Below are 17,430 nucleotides of genomic sequence, written 5' to 3'. Positions count from 1 at the left end.
ATGGGCCGCCTGCAGCTCGACTTCATCCCGCCACGGCGCGGCCCGCTGAGCTGGGCGCCGCTGCTGCTCGGCGCCGGCCTGCTGCTCGCCAGCCTGGCCTGGCAACACCAGCTCGATGGGCAACAGGCGCAACTGCACCAACAGGTGCGTCAGGCCGAACAGCAACTGGGCCTGCGCGCCCGCGACGTCGTCGCGCTGACCCCGGCCCAGAGCCGTGAGCAGGCGCAGAAACTGGCGCGGATGCGCAATTTGACGCAGCAATTGCAGCGCCCTTGGGACAGCCTGTTCAGCCTGCTGGAAGGGCTGCCGCAAGAGGATATCGCGCTGCTCAGCCTGAGCCCGGATGCGCGCAAAGGGCAGGTGCGGATCAGCGCCGAAGCCCGCGACCTGGAAGCCATGCTGGCCTTCCATAAACGCCTGGAAGCCAGCGCCGAGCTGCACGACGTGTCGCTGCTGAACCACGAAATCCTCGTCAAGCAGCCGGAGCGTCCGGTCCTGTTCAACCTGTCGGCCCATTGGGAGAGCGGCGATGCGCGTCTCTAGTCTGCGTGTCCATGAATACCTGCGGCGGCTCGGCTGGGCACCGTTGGCCGGCATCGCCCTGATGCTCGGCGCGGCGCTGCACGGCGCCGGCCAGCTTGCTCAGTGGCAGGAACTGCACGCCCTGCAAATGCGCAGCGACGAGGTCGGCGAACAACTCGCCCAGGTCCGCCGTGGCGAACGTCAGCCCGCCGCCGCCAGCGTCGATCCATTGCAGGGCCTGCAACAGCAATTGCCGGCGCAACCGGAAGCCACCGAAGCCATCGAGCGCCTGTACCGCCTGGCCCGGGACGAAAAGATCAGCCTGTCCCGTGGCGAATACGCCCTCGGCGTAGACCCGGACACCCAGCTTGCGCGCTACCAGATTCTCCTGCCGCTGCGCGGCAGCTACCCGCAGATCCGCCGCTTTCTCCAGGCCCTGCTGGCGCAGATGCCGGCGCTGGTGCTGGAAGACATCGACCTGCAACGCAAACGGATCGGCGACAGCGAGCTGACCGGGCGCATCCGCATGACCCTTTACCTGTCGAGGTCGTGATGAACACTCAGCGGCTGTTGGGCTGGACCGCTTTTCTCGGTGTATCGGGCGCCCTGGCCTGGGCACCGGGGTTTTTCTTCGAAACGCAGGCGCCGGACGACAGCGCCGCCGTGATCGCCGCCCCGCGCAGCGCCATCCCTGCGCCAAAGGCCCAGGCCGCGGTGCGCGAAACCCTGAAAACGCCGCCCCGCGACCTGTTCGCCAGCAAGCAGTGGAAGCCGGCCACGGTGTTGGCGACAGTCACCGAGCAGCCGCTGGTGGTGGCGCCGCTGGAGGTGCTTCCGGTGGCCCCGGCGCTGCCATTCCAGTTCGTCGGGCGCCTGGATGATCGCGACGACCAGCGCGTGTTCCTGCAAGCCGGGGAAAAACTCTACGTCGTGCGTCGCGGCGATGTGATCGACGACACCTACCGGATCGAACAGATCTCCGCCACCGAGCTGAGCCTGGTCTACCTGCCCATGCACCTGTCCCAGACCTTGTCTGTAGGGAGCGCACCATGATTTCGCCAGTCGTTCACAAACCCGCGCCGTTTCTGCTGCTGGCGCTGTTCGTCGCCGTCGCCGGTTGCGGCACCAGTGCCGTGCGCAAGGACGGCCAGGCGCTGATCGCCGAAGGGCAATACGAGGCCGGCATCGCCGTGATCGAACAGGCGCTGGTCGAGTCGCCGCGGGATACCGAGCTGAATATCGCCCTGGCCCAGGGCCGGGCCAAGGCGGTGGAAGCGCTGCTGACCCAGGGCGACAGCGACCGCTCGCGTCACGATTTCGCCGGGGCGCGGATGGCCTACGGCCGGGTGCTGACCCTGGAGCCGAACAACCGCCGTGCCCAGGATGCGGTGCGCGAGATCGAACAACTGCGCAACATCGACGAACGCACCGCCCTCGGCCAGGCGGCGCTGCGCCGTGGTGACCTGTTCGGTGCCGAGCGGCACATGCGTGAGGTGCTCCTGCTCGACCCGCAGAACCAGGGCGGCCTGGCCCTGCGCAAGGACATCGAACAGGTGCAGGCGCGCACCGCCCAGCCCAACCCGCAACTGCGCGGCAAGCTGGAACGGCCGGTGACCCTGGAGTTTCGCGACGCCAACCTGAAGACCATTTTCGAGGTGCTGTCCCAGGTCGCCGGGCTCAATTTCATCTTCGACAAGGACCTGCGCCCGGACATGAAGGCGACCATCTTCGTCCGCGAGGTGCGTATCGAAGACGCGGTGGCGCTGCTGCTGGAGCAGAACCAGTTGCACCAGAAAGTGGTGAATGAAAACACCCTGCTGATCTACCCGGACTCGCCGCAGAAAACCAAGGATTACCAGGAACTGGTGATGCGCACCTTCTACCTCACCAGCATCGACGCCAACACCGCGCTGAACATGGTCAAGACCATGCTCAAGACCCGCGACGTGTTCGTCGACGAGCGTTTGAACACCCTGACCATGCGCGACACCCCCGACGCCGTGCGCATGGCCGAGAAGTTGTTGCAGTCCCAGGACCAGTCCAACCCGGAAGTGGTGCTGGAAGTGGAGGTGATGGAAGTGGCCCGCTCGCGGATCCTCGACCTCGGCCTGCAATGGCCCAACACCTTCGGCGTGGTCAACAGCGACGGCACCGGCGTGGGCCTGCTCAACCAGTTGCGCGGCATCAATTCTTCGCGGATTTCCATCGCGCCGTCGCCGCAACTGAAGATCAACGCCCAGGACAACGACATCAACACCCTGGCCAGCCCGGTGATCCGCGTCAGCAACCGCGAGCAGGCGCGCATCCACATCGGCCAGCGGGTGCCGATCATCAGCGCTACCTCGGTGCCGTCGACCCAGGGCCCGGTGATCACCGAAAGCGTCACCTACCTGGATGTCGGTCTGAAACTCGAAGTGACCCCGGTGGTGCACCTGAACAATGAAGTGGCGATCAAGATTGCGCTCGAAGTCAGCAACGCCACGCCGCTGGAACCGACCCGTCAGGGCACCATCCCGGTCCAGGTCGATACCCGCAACGCCCAGACCAGCCTGCGCCTGCACGATGGCGAAACGCAGATCCTCGCCGGGCTGGTGCGCAATGACCACGGCGCCAGCGGCAACAAGATTCCCGGCCTTGGCGACATCCCCGGCCTGGGCCGGCTGTTCGGCAGCAACAAGGACAATGTCGGCAAGTCCGAACTGGTGCTGTCGATCACCCCGCGCATCGTGCGCAACCTGCCGTACCAGAGCCCGTCGGACATGGAGTTCGCCACCGGCACCGAAACCAGCCTGCAGATCCGCAACCTCAACCGTGCCGGCGACATGGCCGAGCCGGCGCCGGATGCGGCGGTGAGCGACACCTCGATCGCCGGGAGACCCTGAGCCATGAAACGCGCGCAAAGCGGGTTCACCCTGATCGAAGTGGTCATCACCCTGGCCCTGATCGGCCTGCTGGCGGCCATCGCCGCGCCGCTGACGGAAACCGTGATCCGGCGCGGCAAGGAGCAGGAACTGAAGACCGCGCTCTACCAGTTGCGTGATGCCATCGACGCCTACAAGCGCGCCTGGGATGCCGGCTATATCGAGAAAAACCTCAACGCCAGCGGCTATCCGCCGAACCTCGAGGTGCTGGTGGACGGGGTGCGCGACGTGCGCAGCGCCAAGGGCGCGAAGTTCTACTTCTTGCGGCGCATCCCCCATGACCCGCTGCGCCCGGTCGGGCGCGACGACGACAGCGGTTGGGGCCTGCGTGGCTACGACAGCGGGGCGGACAACCCGCGCCCCGGCGAGGACGTGTTCGACGTGTATTCCCAGGCCCCCGGCAAGGGCCTCAACGGCATCGCCTACAGCCAGTGGTGACGACAATGCGCCAGAGCAAGGGCTTTACCCTGATCGAGTTGCTGGTGGTGATGGCGATCATCGCCACCCTGGTGACCATCGCCATGCCGCGTTACTTCAGCAGCCTGGAGCAGTCGAAGGAAACCACCCTGCGCCAGAGCCTGGCGGTGTTGCGTGAATCGCTCGATCACTACTACGGCGACACCGGGCATTACCCCGAGTCGCTGGAGCAACTGGTGGAGCAGCGCTACCTGCGCGCCGCGCCGCTGGACCCGATCACCCAGCGCCGCGATCTCTGGCAGGTGCTGCCGCCACCCGACGGCGTGGCCGGCGCGGTGGGCGATATCAAGAGCGGTGCAACCGGGAGGGCGCGCGATGGCAGCCTTTATGCCGAGTGGTAAGGCGGCCGAGGCCGGCTTTACCTACCTGGGCGTGCTCTTGCTGATCGCCGTCAGCGGCATGGCCATGGGCGCCGCCGGGCAACTCTGGTCGATCCAGGCGCTGCGCGAACGCGAGCAGGAACTGCTGTGGGTCGGCAGCCAGTACGCCCAGGCCCTGCGCAGCTACTACCGCGCCTCGCCGGGGCTGGCCCAGTACCCGCAGGCGCTGGACGAACTGCTGGAGGATTCGCGCTTTCCCAACCTCAAGCGGCACCTCCGCCGGCTTTACCCGGACCCGATCACCGGCAGCGACGACTGGGGCCTGGTGCGTTCCATCGACGGGCGCATCACCGGGGTCTATAGCCGCTCGCAGGGTGTGCCGCGCAAGCAGTCCGGATTTGCCGCGCAGTGGGCGGATTTCGAGGGACTGGGGCATTACGCCGACTGGCAGTTCGTCGCCGAGCAGGCGTTCACCGGCGAGACGCCCCGGCGTGCGGCGGCCGGAGTGGCAGCAGGGGCGGCGCGATGAACCGCTGGCGGTGTGTCGCCGTGCTGTCGCTGGCCCTGCTCGGGGCGCAAGCGCGGGGCGGCGAGGAGGACGAGATGATGGGGTTCATCGTCGATTCCACCATCAGCCACATCGGCCACGACTTCTATTACAGCTTCGCCGAGCGCCTGCGTGCCACCAGCCGCCTGGATTTCAACCTGGTGGTACGGGAAAAGCCGGATCCGCGCTGGGGCAGCCTGGTGTCGGTCGAGTATCAGCAACGGGTGGTGTACCGGCGGTTCCTGCCACCCAACACCGTAGAACTCAAAGACGCGGCCTATGAGGCCGCCGATCTGGTCAAGGCGCAGGTCATCCAGCGCAAGCTGGAGTCGCTGCTGCAGGACACCACCGATCTGGAGAGGGACGAGCTATGAACACCACCATCGCCCACCGTCTGGCCTGCGCCGTATTCCTCGCGGCCTGCGCCCAGGCGTCGGCCACCGAACTGGTGCACACGCCGATCAACCCGTCGTTCGGCGGCAACCCGCTGAATGGCACCTGGCTGCTGAACAACGCCCAGGCGCAGAACGACCATGACGACCCGTCCATCGGCGGCCGCTCGGCCTACACCGGCACCACCGCCCTGGAGCGCTTCAGCAACCAATTGGAGTCGCGAATGCTCTCGCAGTTGCTGGACAACATCGCCAATGGCAACAGCGGCAGCATGTCCACCGACTCCTTCATCATCAACGTGATCGACGATTCCGGGGCCTTGAGCATTCAGGTGACCGACCGGGCGACGGGCGAAGTGTCGGAAATCCAGGTCAACGGGCTGAATCCTTGAGCCGGGCCGAAAGGGGAGTGATGAACATGAAATGTCTACTGGGCACCCTGCTGATTTTGGCCGCCTTGCAAGGCTGCGGACTGCGCGAACCGATGTCGGCCGATGACACCGAGACCCCGACCCTGACCCCGCGCGCCTCGACCTACTATGACCTGCTCAACATGCCGCGCCCCAAGGGTCGGCTGATGGCGGTGGTGTATGGCTTTCGCGACCAGACCGGGCAGTACAAACCGAACCCGGCCAGCTCCTTTTCCACCAGCGTCACCCAAGGCGCGGCGAGCATGTTGATGGATGCCTTGCAGGCCAGCGGCTGGTTCATGGTGCTGGAGCGTGAAGGGCTGCAGAACCTGCTGACCGAGCGCAAGATCATCCGCGCCTCGCAGAAAAAGCCGGATACGCCGCTGAACATCCAGGCCGAACTGCCGCCGTTGCAGGCGGCCAACCTGATGCTCGAAGGCGGAATCATCGCCTACGACACCAACGTGCGCAGTGGCGGCGAAGGGGCTCGCTATCTCGGCATCGACATCTCCCGCGAGTACCGGGTGGACCAAGTCACCGTCAACCTGCGGGCGGTGGACGTGCGCAGCGGCCAGGTGCTGGCCAACGTCATGACCAGCAAGACCATCTACTCCGTGGGGCGCAGCGCCGGGGTGTTCAAGTTCATCGAATTCAAGAAACTGCTGGAAGCGGAAGTGGGCTACACCACCAACGAGCCGGCGCAGCTTTGCGTGCTGTCGGCGATCGAAGCGGCGGTGGGGCATTTGCTGGCCCAGGGCATCGAACGGCGGCTTTGGCAGGTGGCGGGGGATGGCAGTGGCGACAAGGCGGTGCTGGAGCGGTATTTGGGGCAGTATCAGCGCCCTTGAGATCGAGCGCCGCTTTGCGCGGCGCATCGCTGGCAAGCCAGCGATAGCGGCCTCTAGGCTCACTGCCGTTGCATATAACTCAACGTCATCCGACTCAACGCCCGGATCCCCACCGCCAGGCTCGGGTCATCCACCTGGAACCCCGGCGAATGAGTCGGCCACACCGGTTTGTCCGCCAAGGCCGGCGGGGTAACGCCCATGCGCATGAAGATGCCAGGAATCTCCCGGGCATATTCGGCGAAGTCGTCCGCGCCATAAGTCCCGTTATCGAGCTTCACCGGAGTGGTGGAGACCTGCTCCAGCACCGGCAGCAGGCTGTCCACCAAGGCGGTGTCGTTGTGGCCGGCGCGGTAGTTGCCGGGCAGGTAGTCGACCTCGGCGCTGGCGCCGGAAGCTTCGGCGATCTTTTCGGCGGTGCGGCGCATGCGCTGGAGGACGTCTTCGCGCTGTTCGTCGCTGACGGTGCGGATCGACCCTTCAAGGCGCACTTCGGCCGGGATGATGTTGTGGCGGTCGCCCGCTTCGATGCGGCCGACCGAAATCACTGGCGCCGGCAGCACGCTGAGGTTGGACTGGCGGCTGGGAATGGTCTGCCAGGCGAGAATGGTCTGGGCCGCCACGGGCACCGGATCGATGCCGGTCCAGGGGAACGCGGCGTGGGTCTGGCGACCCTTGATCCGGGCGACGAAGGTGTCCGCCGCCGCGGTGGTGCGGGTGCGGCTCAGGGTGAAGGTGCCGGCCGTGCCGGCGGTGACGTGGATGCCGAAGATCACCGCCGGCGCCGGGTTTTGCAGCACGCCTTGTTCGATCATCAGTTTCGCGCCACCAGCTTCGCCCAGCGGCGGGCCTTCTTCGGCGGGCTGGAAGATCAGCTTGAGGGTGCCGGGCAGCTCGTCGCGCCGCGCCGCCAGCACTTCGGCCACGCCGAGGGCCATGGCCATGTGCGCGTCGTGGCCGCAGGCGTGCATCACGCCAACTTCCTTGCCGCGGGTGCGCAGGTCACCGCTCGGGTCCGGGACGCGGACGGTGGAGGCGAAGGGCAGGCCGGTCTGTTCGGTCAGGGGCAGGGCGTCCAGCTCGGCGCGGATCGCCACCACCGGCCCCGGCTTGCCGCCGCGCAAGATGCCGACCACGCCGGTGTGGGCGACGCCGGTCTGCACCTCCAGGCCCAGCTCGCGCAGGCGTTTGGTGATGCGCTTGGCGGTCTCGACCTCGCGGTTGCCCAGTTCCGGGTGTTGGTGGATTTCGTGACGAAGCGCGATCACGCCGGGCAGGGCCTTGGCGATGCGTGCATCGAGGTCGCCCCAGTGCGCCGTCGGCGCGGCGCTGATCGGCCCCGCGAGCAGGCCGAGGAACAAGGCAACCAGCGTTTTACGGTACGGCGGCATGGGGACGTTCCGTGCTCAGTAAGTGAAAGCGATCGGCGGGTAGTTGCCGTTCACCAGGTAGTCGCCGATGGCCTTGTACTTGTAGGCCACGGCGTCGTGGGTGGTGTGGGTGCGGGCGTTGCGCCAGTGGCGGTCGAAGTTGTAGCGCGACTGGGTGGTGGCGGCGCCGCCGACTTCATAGAGACGCTCGCAGACATGCAGCGCGGCGCGGGTCGAGGCGATCTTGGCTTCGGCCACGGCGATCGACGAACGGGCCAGCAAGGCGTCCAGTTCTTCTCCGGCCAGCAGGCCCTGCAACTGGCTGCGGGCGGCGAGGTCGACGGTCAGCGCGGCCTTTTCCACCAGCGCTTCGGCGCCGTGGATCGCCGCGGAAAGATCGCCCACGGTGTGCAGGATGTACGGGTCGTTGCGCGCCTGATCGACACCGCTTTCACGCACCGGACGGGCGCCGGTGCGCGACCACGCCACGGCATCGTCCAGCGCCGCCAGGCCGATGCCGATATCGATGGCGCAGTGGATCAGTTGCGCGCTGGCGCCGATGTAGTTGCGCCGCTGGTACCACTCGGCCAGGGGAATCACCTGCTCCGGCAGCACCGTGACGTTTTCCAGCAAGGTGGTGCCGCTGGCGGTGATGCGCTGGCCCATGCCGTCCCAGTCGTCGAGCAGGGTGATGCCGGGGGTGTTCGCCGGCAGCATGACGTAGACCGCGTTGCCGTCCTCGTCCACCGCCTGGATCTTCAGCAGGTCGGCGAACAGGCAGCCGGTGCTGTAGAACTTGCTGCCGTTGAGCACCAGCCGCTCGCCCTGGCGTTCCAGGCGGGTGTGGATTTCACCGCGGAATTTGCCGCTGCGTTCGGCGATGGCGCCGGAGGACAGTTGCCGCTCGGCGAAGGCGCCGAGGTAACGCCGTTGCTGGTCTTCATGGGCGATCAGGCGCAGGTGCTCGACGGTGGCGAAGTGCGGGAACAGCGCCTGGGCCACGCTCGGGTCGGCCTTGGCCAGGGTGATGAAAATCCGCGCCACGTCCAGTTGGCTGACATCGCCGCCGCCCAGTTCGACCGGGACCCGCGCGGCGCCGAGGCCGGATTCGCGGATCAGGTCCAGTTGCGCGTGGGGCAGGATGCGCTGCGCGTCGCGTTCGGCGGCGCCAGGCTGGATGTGGGTGGCCAGTTCAGTGGCCAGTGCCAGGTAATCGGTCATGAGTCAGTCTCGAAAAGGAAATCAGGGTGCATCGCGCAAGGCCTGGCGCGGAACGCCGAACAACAGGATCAGGGTGCCGCACGCCACGAGGGCGGCGACGATGTACAGCGCCAGGCTGATTTCGCCTGTGTTGGTCTTGATCGTGCCGATCATGATCGGCGTCAGCAGGCTGCTGATCTGCCCGCAGCAGTTGACCAGCGCCAGGCCGGCGGCGCGGGCGCGGTCGGACAGGTAATAGGTGGGAATGGTCCAGAACACCGCCGTCGCCACCAGGTAACCGCTGGTCATCAGGGTCAGCAGGGCGATGGCCGACCAGGGCCCGGCGATCAGGTTGGGCAGCAGGGTCATCGCCAGCGCTGCCGTCAGACCGCCCAGCGCGAAGTGCCAGCGGCGCTCCTGGTGCAGGTCGGAGTGACGGCAGGCCCAGAGCATCACCCCCACGCCGACCACATAGGGCAGCGCCGAGAACAGGCCGAGCTGGCCGAGGTTGCTGACCCCGGCGTCGCGGATGATCGACGGTGCCCAGATGTTGGTGACGTTGCCGGTGCACATGATGGTCAGGCAGTAGGCGAGGGTGATGAACCAGACCTTGCGGTCTTTCAGCGCTTCGACGAAACGCTGGTGACCGCCGGGTTTGCGGCTCGCCCGTTCATGGGCCAGGGCGCCTTCGATGGCGCGTTTTTCGTCCTCGCTGAGCCACTTGGCGTTGGCCGGTTTGTCGTCCAGCCAGTACCAGGCGAACAGCCCGGCCAGCACCGGCGGGATGCCGGTGATCACGAACAGCCACTGCCAGCCGCTGAACCCGGCAAACCCGGCGAAGTGGCCCATGATCCAGGTGGACAGCGGCCCGCCGACGATGCCGCAGACGGCGATGGCCATGATGAAGCGCGAGGTGATCCGCGCCCGGTACGCGGCCGGAAACCAGTAGGTCAGGTACAGGATCACGCCGGGGAAGAAGCCGGCCTCGGCGGCGCCCAGCAATATCCGCAACACGTAGAACTGCCCCGGCGTCTGGGCGAACGCGGTGGCGATGGTCACCAATCCCCAGAGGATCATGATGCGGGTCATGGTCTTCTTCGCGCCGAACTTCTCCAGCAACAGGTTGCTGGGGATTTCGAACAGCAGGTAGCCGATGGAGAACACCCCGACGATGATGCCGAAGGTGGCATCGCTGATGTTCAGGTCGGCCTTGAACTGCAAGTGGGCGAAGCTGATGTTGACCCGGTCGAGCCAGTTCAGCACGAAGCACAGGAACAGGAACGGCATGATGCGCCACGCCAGCTTGCGGTACAGGCGCTGGTCGAAGGCGGTGGCGTCCGCCGCGGGGGCGGCGGACGAGGTTGCGGACAGGCTGCCGGGAGTGCTCATCGGATTACCAGCTCACGTCGACTTTGCCGAAGAAGTACGCGCCTTCCAGCCCGTACGGCGAGTACCAGCTATAGGTCGGGTCGTCGGTGGGGAAGAAGTAGAAGCGCTTGGCTTCGTCGTTGAGCTGCTGCGGACGGCGGTCGAAGATGTTCTCGCCGCCGACGGTCACTTTCACCGCGTCGCTGATCCAGTAGCCCAGGCTCAGGTCGGTGATGAAGGCGGCGCGGATTTCCTCGTCGCGGCTGGCGGAGATCTGGTTGCGGCCGGTGACCCGGGAGTAGCGGGTGCCCTTGAGCGTGACGTCGAAGTCGCCCAGTTGCCAGGCGGCGGTCAGCGAGGTGACGTTTTTCGGGTAGGCGCTGGTCAGGTTGCCCTGGCGGTCGCGGCCCACGGCGCTGACGCCGGTGCCGGCCAGTGCGTCGGGTTCCTTGATCTTCTCGATGGTCTGCAGGCTCTGGTTGCTCAGCAGGGTCCACTTGGTCTTGCCGTACTCGCCGAGGTCGTAGCGATAGTCCGCCACCAGGTCGATGCCGCGGGTGCGGGTGTCGGCCAGGTTGCCGAAGTAGGAGACGATCTGGTTCGGGTCCAGGCCGTTGGCCGCCAGCACGTTGGACACGGCGGTGCCTTGCAGGTTGCTGGTCTGCAGGACGCGGTCCTTGATGTCGATCTGGTACAGGTCGACGGTGACGTTGAGGTTGTCGGTCGGCGTGGCGACGAAACCGAGGCTGTAGTTCAGCGATTTCTCGGGCTTGAGCTGCTTGGCGCCGAGCGCTTTGCCGGCCGCGTCGTCGACGGTGACGTAGCGGGTGGTGGCCTGTTCCAGTACGCCGGTCAGCGGGCTGGTGCGCCAGGCGGTGAGCGACGACGAGTAGTACTGCTGCTGCAGCGACGGCGCGCGGAAGCCGTTGCTGATGGTGCCGCGCACGGCGAACGCCGGGGTGAAGGCGTAGCGGGTGGAGAGCTTGCCGCTGCCGGTGTCGCCGAAGTCGCTGTAGTGCTCGAAACGCCCGGCGAGGCTGACGTCCCACTGCTCGGTGAGGCTCTGGCTGAGGTCGATGTAGCCGGCGGTGTTGGTCCGCGAATAGTTGTGTGCGTCGGCCGGGGTGAAGCCCACCAGGCCTGGCGCGCCGGGGTTCGGGCGCTGGCCGGCGAGCGGGTGGCCGACCGGGAACACGTAGCCGCCATCGGCATAGGAGGCGTAGTCGCCGTCCTGGATTTCGAAGCCGTCGCGGCGGAATTCCAGGCCGGTGGACACGTTCAGCGGCTTGGCGAACAGGCCGGTGTCGAAGGCGCGGGTCAGGTCGAGGTTGTTGGTCCACTGGCTGGCGATCAGATGGCCGCCGTCCATGTCGCGCGGGCTGTCCGGGCCGAGGGACGGGTTCAGCGACTTCTCGTTGCGGGTGTTGGCGTCGTTGCGGCCGTAGCTGGTGCTCAGGTCGAGTTTCCAGCCCGCCACATCGTCATTGCGCAGGCCGACCACGGTCTGGAAGTCATCTTCTTCCACCACGAAGCGCGGCGAGAAACCTTCCGGGTACACCGAGACGATGTTCTGCGGCGAGTTGGCGGTGCGGTAGGTGCCCCAACTGGTGGAGTTGCGGTGGCTGAGGGTCGAGAAGGAATACAGGCTGACGGTGTCGTTCAGCGGCAGCTCGGCGTTGTAGCCGAAGTTGTAGGTCTGCGAACGCGGCTGGCCGAGCTGTTGGCGGTAGCGGCTTTCGCTGTTCTCGCGCGGGTCGGCGGCGCCGTTGACCGGGAAATAGATGCGCGTGCGGTCCGGCACCGCGCCGGCGACGTTGGAGCTTTCCTGGATGCCGATATCGGCGCTGAGGCTGAAGAAACCGTCGTTGGGCAGGGCGAAGCCCTGGTTGATCTGGCCCTGGCCGCGGGCGCCGAAGTTGCCCTTGCCGCCGATGCGGTTCTCGTACTGGCCGTACAGCGCGCTGGCGCTGCCGCCGGAATCGTTCTTCTTGAGGATGATGTTGATCACCCCGGCGATGGCGTCCGAGCCGTACTGCGCGGCGGCGCCGTCGCGCAGCACTTCGATGTGGTCGACGGCGCTGACCGGGATCAGGTCGAGGTCGGCCGGCGACTGGCCGCTGGAGGTGGCGGCGGTCTGCACGAAGATCAGCGACGTGTTGTGGCGGCGCTTGCCGTTGACCAGCACCAGTACATGGTTGCCGCCGAGGCCGCGCAGGGTCGCGGATTTCACCGACAGCCCGGTGCCGCCGGTGAAACCGGCTGCGTTGGTGTAGGAGGGCACGCTGGCGGCGAGGGCGTCGCGCAGGTTCTGCTTGCCCGAGCGCGCCAGGTCATCGGCGCTGATCACGTCGATCGGCGCCAGGCTCTTGGCCACGGTACGGCCGCTGTCGCGGGCACCGGTGACGACCACGGTTTGCAGCGCGGTGTCGCTGCTCGGGGTTTCGGCGGCCAGGCCCAGTGGGGTGACGCACAGTCCGAGGATGCCCGCGGTCAGCAGGTTGAGCCTGGGATGGAAAGTGTTGGGGCGAGACATGGTGAGGCTCCGGTGAGGTGCCGCTTTCCATTCCTGGTGGTGGGTGTTCCTGACAGTACTGGCGAGGCGATGTTGTGTTGGCAGTTTCTGGTTATCGGTAACGCATGACGTCCTGGCGGGCCTGGTCGACCAGAGCCATGTGGTGTGTCAGATGGCGCTTGCGTTGCGCCAGGAGCAGGGCCTTGGTCCATTCCATGGCCTTGGCCGAATGTCCGGCCAGTTGCGCCGCCAGCTCTAGCGCTGCGGTGTGCGGGTCTTCAGCGATGCGGTTGATCAGCCCGAAGCGCAGCGCTTCTTCGGCGTCGAAGCTGCGGGCGCTGAGCATGATGTCCAGTGCGGCTGCCTCGCCAATCAGCGTCGGCAGGGTGATCGCGCTGAAACCGGAGAGCATGCCGTGGCGCACTTCCGGGAAGCTGAAGCGGGTGTCGGGACGGGCGATGCGGAAATCGCAGTGGATCGCCAGGCTGATGCCCAGCCCGAGGGTGTGGCCGTGCAAGGCGGCGACCACCGGTTTGTTCAGCTCCAGGCCGACGCCGGGCAGGGCGCGGGCCAGCAGGTCGCTGGCGACGGCTTCGCCGGTGGCTTCGATTTCCTTGAGGTCCGATCCGGCGCAGAAGGCGCGTTCGCCGGCGCCGCGCAGGACGATGGCGCGCACGGCGTCATCGTCCGCGGCGCTGGCCCAGGCCTCGGCCAGCTCGCGCTTGGCCTGGCCATCCAGCGCATTCAGGCGCTCGGGGCGGTTCAGCGTGACCTGCAGAACCCCGTCACCCAGGTGTTGATACTCGACTGTCATGACTTCGTTTTCGCTAAGAGTGAAAGAAAGACGCTTTGCCTCTTGCAGGTCGGCGTCAAAGTGGGGAAAACTTAATTGATGTTCACAATGCAAACAACATGTTTGTTATATGAACATCTTCTTAGCAATTAGAAAATGGTTATAAAAAATGAAAGCGATAGTACTAAAAGCCTTCGGCGGGCCGGAGCAATTGCAGGTGGAAGAGGTCCCTACGCCGACGGCCGGTCCGGGTGAAGTACTGGTTCGCGTGCACGCCGCGGGCGTTTGCCACCACGACCTGCTGCACCGCGCCGGCCATTTGCCGGGCGCGCATACCGGGGTCGTGCTCGGTCATGAAGTGGCCGGCGAAGTGGTCGAGGTGGGGGCCGGCGTGTTGCAACTGAAGGTTGGCGCGCGAGTGGTGGTGTATCAGCGGCGCTTCTGCGGGCAGTGCCGCGACTGCCTGCGCGGTCGCCAGGACCTGTGCCGGGCGCTGGGCCTGCCGTCGGTGGACACCGAGGGCGCCTACGCCGAATACCTGCGAATCCCGGCAATCTCGGCGGTGGAACTGCCCGACGGCCTGGACTACACCCTGGCGGCGCTGGCGTCCTGCCCGATAGCCACCAGCGTGCGTGCGCTGTACGGCGAGGCCGGGTTGCAACCCGGCGAGACGGTCTTGATCAACGGCGCCAGTGGCGGCCTCGGCGCGCACCAGATCCAGTTGGCCCGGGCGCTGGGCGCGCGGGTGATCGCGGTCACCGGCAGCGCCGACAAGCGCGAGTTCCTCCAGCAACTCGGTGCCCATGACGTGGTGGTGGCCAGCGAAGGCTACAGCGCCGAGGTGTGGAAACTCACCGGCAAGCGCGGCGTCGATGTGGCTATGGAAAACCTCGGCCACACCCTCGAAGACACCTTACGCAGCATGACCCTCGGCGGTCGCGTGGTAGTGCTGGGCAATGTGCAGCCGGGCAGCGTGGCGGTGAATCCGGGCTTGCTGATCGGTCGCCGGCTCAAGGTCCAGGGCTCGGGCAGTGCCACGCTTGAGCAACTGCGCACCGCGCTGGCGCTGATCCATGGCGGGCAGGTGCGGCCATTGATCGACCGCGTGCTGCCGTTCCCTCAAGTGGCCGAGGCTCATGCGCTGCTGGAATCGCGTCAGGTCAGCGGACGTATCGTCCTGAGCGGGTGGTAAGCATGGATATCAGTACCCTGCTGGGCCAGGCCGCCTGCAAATGGCCGCAGGCCCCGGCCCTCAGCGAGCCCGCGCGGGATCGCCACCTGACGTTCCGGCAACTGGACCAGGCGCTGACCGCTTTCGGCCAGGCGCTGGAGCGGCTCGATGTGGGCGAGGGCGAGCGGGTCGCGCTGCTGGCCGATGCCGGCATCGACTACCTGATCGCCGACTATGGCTGCATGGCCAACGGCCGGGTGCGGGTGCCGCTGGACCCGACCTTGTCCCCGGTCGAACTGCTGGCCCAGTTGCGTGATGCCGGCGCGGCGCTGTGTTTGTTTTCGCCGCAGCACGCCGATGTCGCCGAGGGTCTGCGCGGCGAAGGTATTCGCTGCCGTGCGCTGGAAGAACTGACCGTGGCTGCGGACGTGGCGTTGCCCGACCGCCCGGCGCGGCCGCCGCAGTCGCTGGCTTCGCTGAACTACACCGGGGGCACCACTGGCGTGCCCAAGGCGGTGATGCACCGCCATGCCAGCCTGTGCGCGGTGTTGCAGAACATCGTCATGGCCCGCGGCGCGGTGTTGGGGGACGTGCTGCTGAATGTCCGCCCGCTCTGGCCGATCGCCGCGGTGGCGGTGCTCGCCCATCTGCTCAGCGGTGGGCAGGTGGTGCTGGGCGGGCGCTTCGACAGCAAAACCTTCCTCGCTCAACTGGCGCAGCAGCGCGTGGCCTTCAGCTCGCTGGTGCCGACGCAATTGCTGCGCCTGCTGCGTGAAACAGGCAACGCGCCGGCGGACCTGCCGTCGTTCAAGAGCCTGGACGTCGGCGCGGCGGCGCTGACCGGCGAAGTACTGGAGGGCGCCTTCAGCCTGTTCGACGGGCGCATCGCCGTGCTCTATGGCATGACCGAGGCACCGTGGAGTTGCTACCTGGCCGCCGCGCAGATGAAGGCCTTGCGTCAGGCCGGCGAGAGCGCCGAAGGCGTGGTGGGGCGCTCATTGTTCGCCGCCGCCGCGCGCATCGACCGCGCCGATGCCAACGGCATTGGCGAAATCCTCCTGGCGGGCCCGCAACTGATGGCGGGCTATTGGCAACAGCCCGGCCTCACCGGCGACGTGCTGGTGGACGGCTGGCTGCGCAGCGGCGACCTCGGCCGCCTGCGCGCTGACGGCCAGCTCGAAGTCCTCGGCCGCTGCAAGGACATCATCCGCAGCGGCGGCAAATCAGTGCAGCCCGGCGAAGTCGAACAGGCCCTGCTCAGCCACGCCGCCGTGCGCGAGGCTCATGTGTTCGGCCTGGCGGATCTGGAGTGGGGCGAGCAGGTGTGCGCGGCGGTGGTGCTGGAAGGTGGGGCGTCGGCGTCGGTGGAACTGTTGGTCGAGCATTGCCGCGAATTGCTGTCCCGCTACAAGGTCCCGCGGCGGCTGTGGTTCATCGAAGAACTGCCGCGTTCGCATTATGGGAAGGTGCAGAAGAAGCGGTTGCTGGAGGTGTTGGGGGTTTGAATCCGTACAGGGTCTAGAGATTCGGATGTGTTCAAGCGCTTGGCGGGGAAACTGTAGCGCTTTCAAGATCGAGCGCCGCACAGGCGGCGCTCGATCTCGAGAACGCCGCAAACCTCAACCCAGGCGCCGTCGAATCACAAATTCCCCAACTGCGCCGCAATCCCCTCGCACGCCCGCCGCACATGAGCAGCCAGGGACGAAGCCGGGTGGGTTTCTTCTTCCATGCCCAAGCCCGCCACCACCACGGCACCCAGCGCCTGGCCGGTTTCGACGCGGATCGGAAACGCCACCGACGACAACCCAGGCTTGAACTCTCCATGGCCAAAGGCGAAATCCTGCTGGCTGCGGATCAGTTCCAGCGCCGGCAGCGCCTTGGCATAACGTTCTTCACCCAGCACCGCCAGCGCGGTCGCCTCAGTGTAGGTGGCTAGCACCGCACGGCCGCTGGGGCTGCCTTCGATGGGGAATTGGTCCGCCAGGTCGACAATCACGTTCAGCGGCGTTGCCGGGGTCCACATGCGTTCGATCAACACCACCTGGTCGCCCACCGGCACCGACAGCGAGACGATCGCCGGGCTTTCGCCGATCACCCGTTGCAGTTCAATGGCGTAGGGCAGGGCGAGCCGGCGCAGGTTCAGGCGGTTCAGGTAGGCGGCCGAGTAGATCAGGCTTTCCGGACCGATATGGTAGGTGGCGCCACGGGACTCGATCAGGCTCCAGTAGGTCAGGGTCTTGAGCAGACGATGGATGGTGGAGCGCTCGATGCCGGTCAGCCGCGCCAGGTCCAGCGCGCTGGCGCCGTGCTTGAGGCCGGCGAGGGTGCGTAGCAGCACGATCGAGCGGTCGATGACCTGAACGCGCCCGCCGCTGTCCTTGCTGCTGTGCGCGGGTTGAGTCGAAGAAATTTCCATCGTGACAGTGGTTTCCGAAAGCTGGGTGAACGGTCGGCGCGACATGCCGTCCTGGCCGGTCGCCAAGGTTAGCCGTGATCCGTGGCGGGGTGAAGAGGCGCGTAGTACGGGAGCTGCGCCGCGATCGGAGATTTTTTTGCAGAGGCTTAGATCAAATATGCATCTG

18 protein-coding genes are annotated in these 17,430 nt (G+C 66.5%); 12 read left to right on the top strand and 6 right to left on the bottom strand.

What is annotated here, in order from left to right; genetic code table 11:
- From CKW37_RS08215 to CKW37_RS08170, 10 genes are read left to right on the top strand one after another with little or no spacing between them, the layout of a single operon-like run.
- The gene (locus CKW37_RS08215; protein ID WP_095155189.1) at positions 1-543 is read left to right on the top strand and encodes a pilus assembly protein; all 543 of its coding nucleotides are present in this window, start codon (positions 1-3) and stop codon (positions 541-543) included.
- Complete coding sequence (pilO, locus tag CKW37_RS08210) at positions 530-1,075, top strand: type 4a pilus biogenesis protein PilO (protein WP_095155188.1); 546 nt, start codon at positions 530-532, stop codon at positions 1,073-1,075. The genes CKW37_RS08215 and pilO overlap by 14 nt, the downstream gene beginning before the upstream one ends.
- Positions 1,075-1,575: a hypothetical protein gene (locus tag CKW37_RS08205; RefSeq protein WP_095155187.1), complete on the top strand. Its 501-nt coding sequence runs from the start codon at positions 1,075-1,077 to the stop codon at positions 1,573-1,575. The genes pilO and CKW37_RS08205 overlap by 1 nt, the downstream gene beginning before the upstream one ends.
- Positions 1,572-3,404 (top strand): secretin N-terminal domain-containing protein, encoded by a 1,833-nt coding sequence (locus tag CKW37_RS08200; RefSeq protein ID WP_095155186.1) that lies wholly within the window; start codon positions 1,572-1,574, stop codon positions 3,402-3,404. Before CKW37_RS08205 ends, CKW37_RS08200 begins: the two co-directional genes overlap by 4 nt.
- 3 nt (positions 3,405-3,407) lie before the next feature.
- Entirely contained in the window at positions 3,408-3,881 is a 474-nt protein-coding gene (locus tag CKW37_RS08195) for a type II secretion system protein (RefSeq protein WP_095155185.1), read from the top strand.
- 5 nt (positions 3,882-3,886) lie between these two features.
- Entirely contained in the window at positions 3,887-4,261 is a 375-nt protein-coding gene (locus CKW37_RS08190) for a type II secretion system protein (protein WP_095155184.1), read from the top strand.
- On the top strand, positions 4,236-4,769 hold the full coding sequence (locus tag CKW37_RS08185) for a type II secretion system protein (protein WP_095155183.1): 534 nt from the start codon (positions 4,236-4,238) through the stop codon (positions 4,767-4,769). The genes CKW37_RS08190 and CKW37_RS08185 overlap by 26 nt, the downstream gene beginning before the upstream one ends.
- Positions 4,766-5,161 (top strand): curli production assembly/transport protein CsgE, encoded by a 396-nt coding sequence (csgE, locus tag CKW37_RS08180; RefSeq protein ID WP_095155182.1) that lies wholly within the window; start codon positions 4,766-4,768, stop codon positions 5,159-5,161. The genes CKW37_RS08185 and csgE overlap by 4 nt, the downstream gene beginning before the upstream one ends.
- Complete coding sequence (locus tag CKW37_RS08175; RefSeq protein WP_095155181.1) at positions 5,158-5,571, top strand: curli assembly protein CsgF; 414 nt, start codon at positions 5,158-5,160, stop codon at positions 5,569-5,571. The genes csgE and CKW37_RS08175 overlap by 4 nt, the downstream gene beginning before the upstream one ends.
- A gap of 26 nt (positions 5,572-5,597) precedes the next feature.
- On the top strand, positions 5,598-6,437 hold the full coding sequence (locus CKW37_RS08170) for a CsgG/HfaB family protein (protein ID WP_095155351.1): 840 nt from the start codon (positions 5,598-5,600) through the stop codon (positions 6,435-6,437).
- A 59-nt stretch (positions 6,438-6,496) separates the two neighbouring features.
- On the opposite strand, the gene CKW37_RS08165 is transcribed toward CKW37_RS08170, so the two are convergent.
- From CKW37_RS08165 to CKW37_RS08145, 5 genes are all read right to left on the bottom strand, one after another.
- A complete protein-coding gene (locus CKW37_RS08165) occupies positions 6,497-7,825 on the bottom strand; it encodes a M20 family metallopeptidase (protein ID WP_095155180.1) in 1,329 nt (442 codons plus the stop codon).
- 15 nt (positions 7,826-7,840) lie between these two features.
- Positions 7,841-9,025 (bottom strand): acyl-CoA dehydrogenase family protein, encoded by a 1,185-nt coding sequence (locus tag CKW37_RS08160; RefSeq protein WP_095155179.1) that lies wholly within the window; start codon positions 9,023-9,025, stop codon positions 7,841-7,843.
- 21 nt (positions 9,026-9,046) lie between these two features.
- Positions 9,047-10,393, bottom strand: a complete 1,347-nt coding sequence (locus tag CKW37_RS08155) for an MFS transporter (RefSeq protein WP_095155178.1) — start codon at positions 10,391-10,393, stop codon at positions 9,047-9,049.
- A gap of 4 nt (positions 10,394-10,397) precedes the next feature.
- Complete coding sequence (locus CKW37_RS08150; protein ID WP_095155177.1) at positions 10,398-12,905, bottom strand: TonB-dependent siderophore receptor; 2,508 nt, start codon at positions 12,903-12,905, stop codon at positions 10,398-10,400.
- Positions 12,906-12,996: 91 nt separating this feature from the next.
- Positions 12,997-13,698 (bottom strand): enoyl-CoA hydratase/isomerase family protein, encoded by a 702-nt coding sequence (locus tag CKW37_RS08145; protein ID WP_095155176.1) that lies wholly within the window; start codon positions 13,696-13,698, stop codon positions 12,997-12,999.
- A 148-nt stretch (positions 13,699-13,846) separates the two neighbouring features.
- Here CKW37_RS08145 and CKW37_RS08140 point away from each other — a divergent pair, with 148 nt between their 5' ends.
- The gene (locus CKW37_RS08140; protein ID WP_095155175.1) at positions 13,847-14,869 is read left to right on the top strand and encodes an alcohol dehydrogenase catalytic domain-containing protein; all 1,023 of its coding nucleotides are present in this window, start codon (positions 13,847-13,849) and stop codon (positions 14,867-14,869) included.
- A 2-nt stretch (positions 14,870-14,871) separates the two neighbouring features.
- Complete coding sequence (locus CKW37_RS08135; protein ID WP_095155174.1) at positions 14,872-16,353, top strand: class I adenylate-forming enzyme family protein; 1,482 nt, start codon at positions 14,872-14,874, stop codon at positions 16,351-16,353.
- Positions 16,354-16,487: 134 nt separating this feature from the next.
- On the opposite strand, the gene CKW37_RS08130 is transcribed toward CKW37_RS08135, so the two are convergent.
- Entirely contained in the window at positions 16,488-17,309 is an 822-nt protein-coding gene (locus CKW37_RS08130) for an IclR family transcriptional regulator (RefSeq protein WP_256587709.1), read from the bottom strand.
- Positions 17,310-17,430: the final 121 nt, after the last annotated feature.

Origin of the sequence: Pseudomonas sp. Irchel 3E13 (assembly GCF_900187455.1) — a bacterium.
Lineage (GTDB): Bacteria > Pseudomonadota > Gammaproteobacteria > Pseudomonadales > Pseudomonadaceae > Aquipseudomonas.
This window is presented reverse-complemented; position numbering and strand designations above follow the sequence as displayed.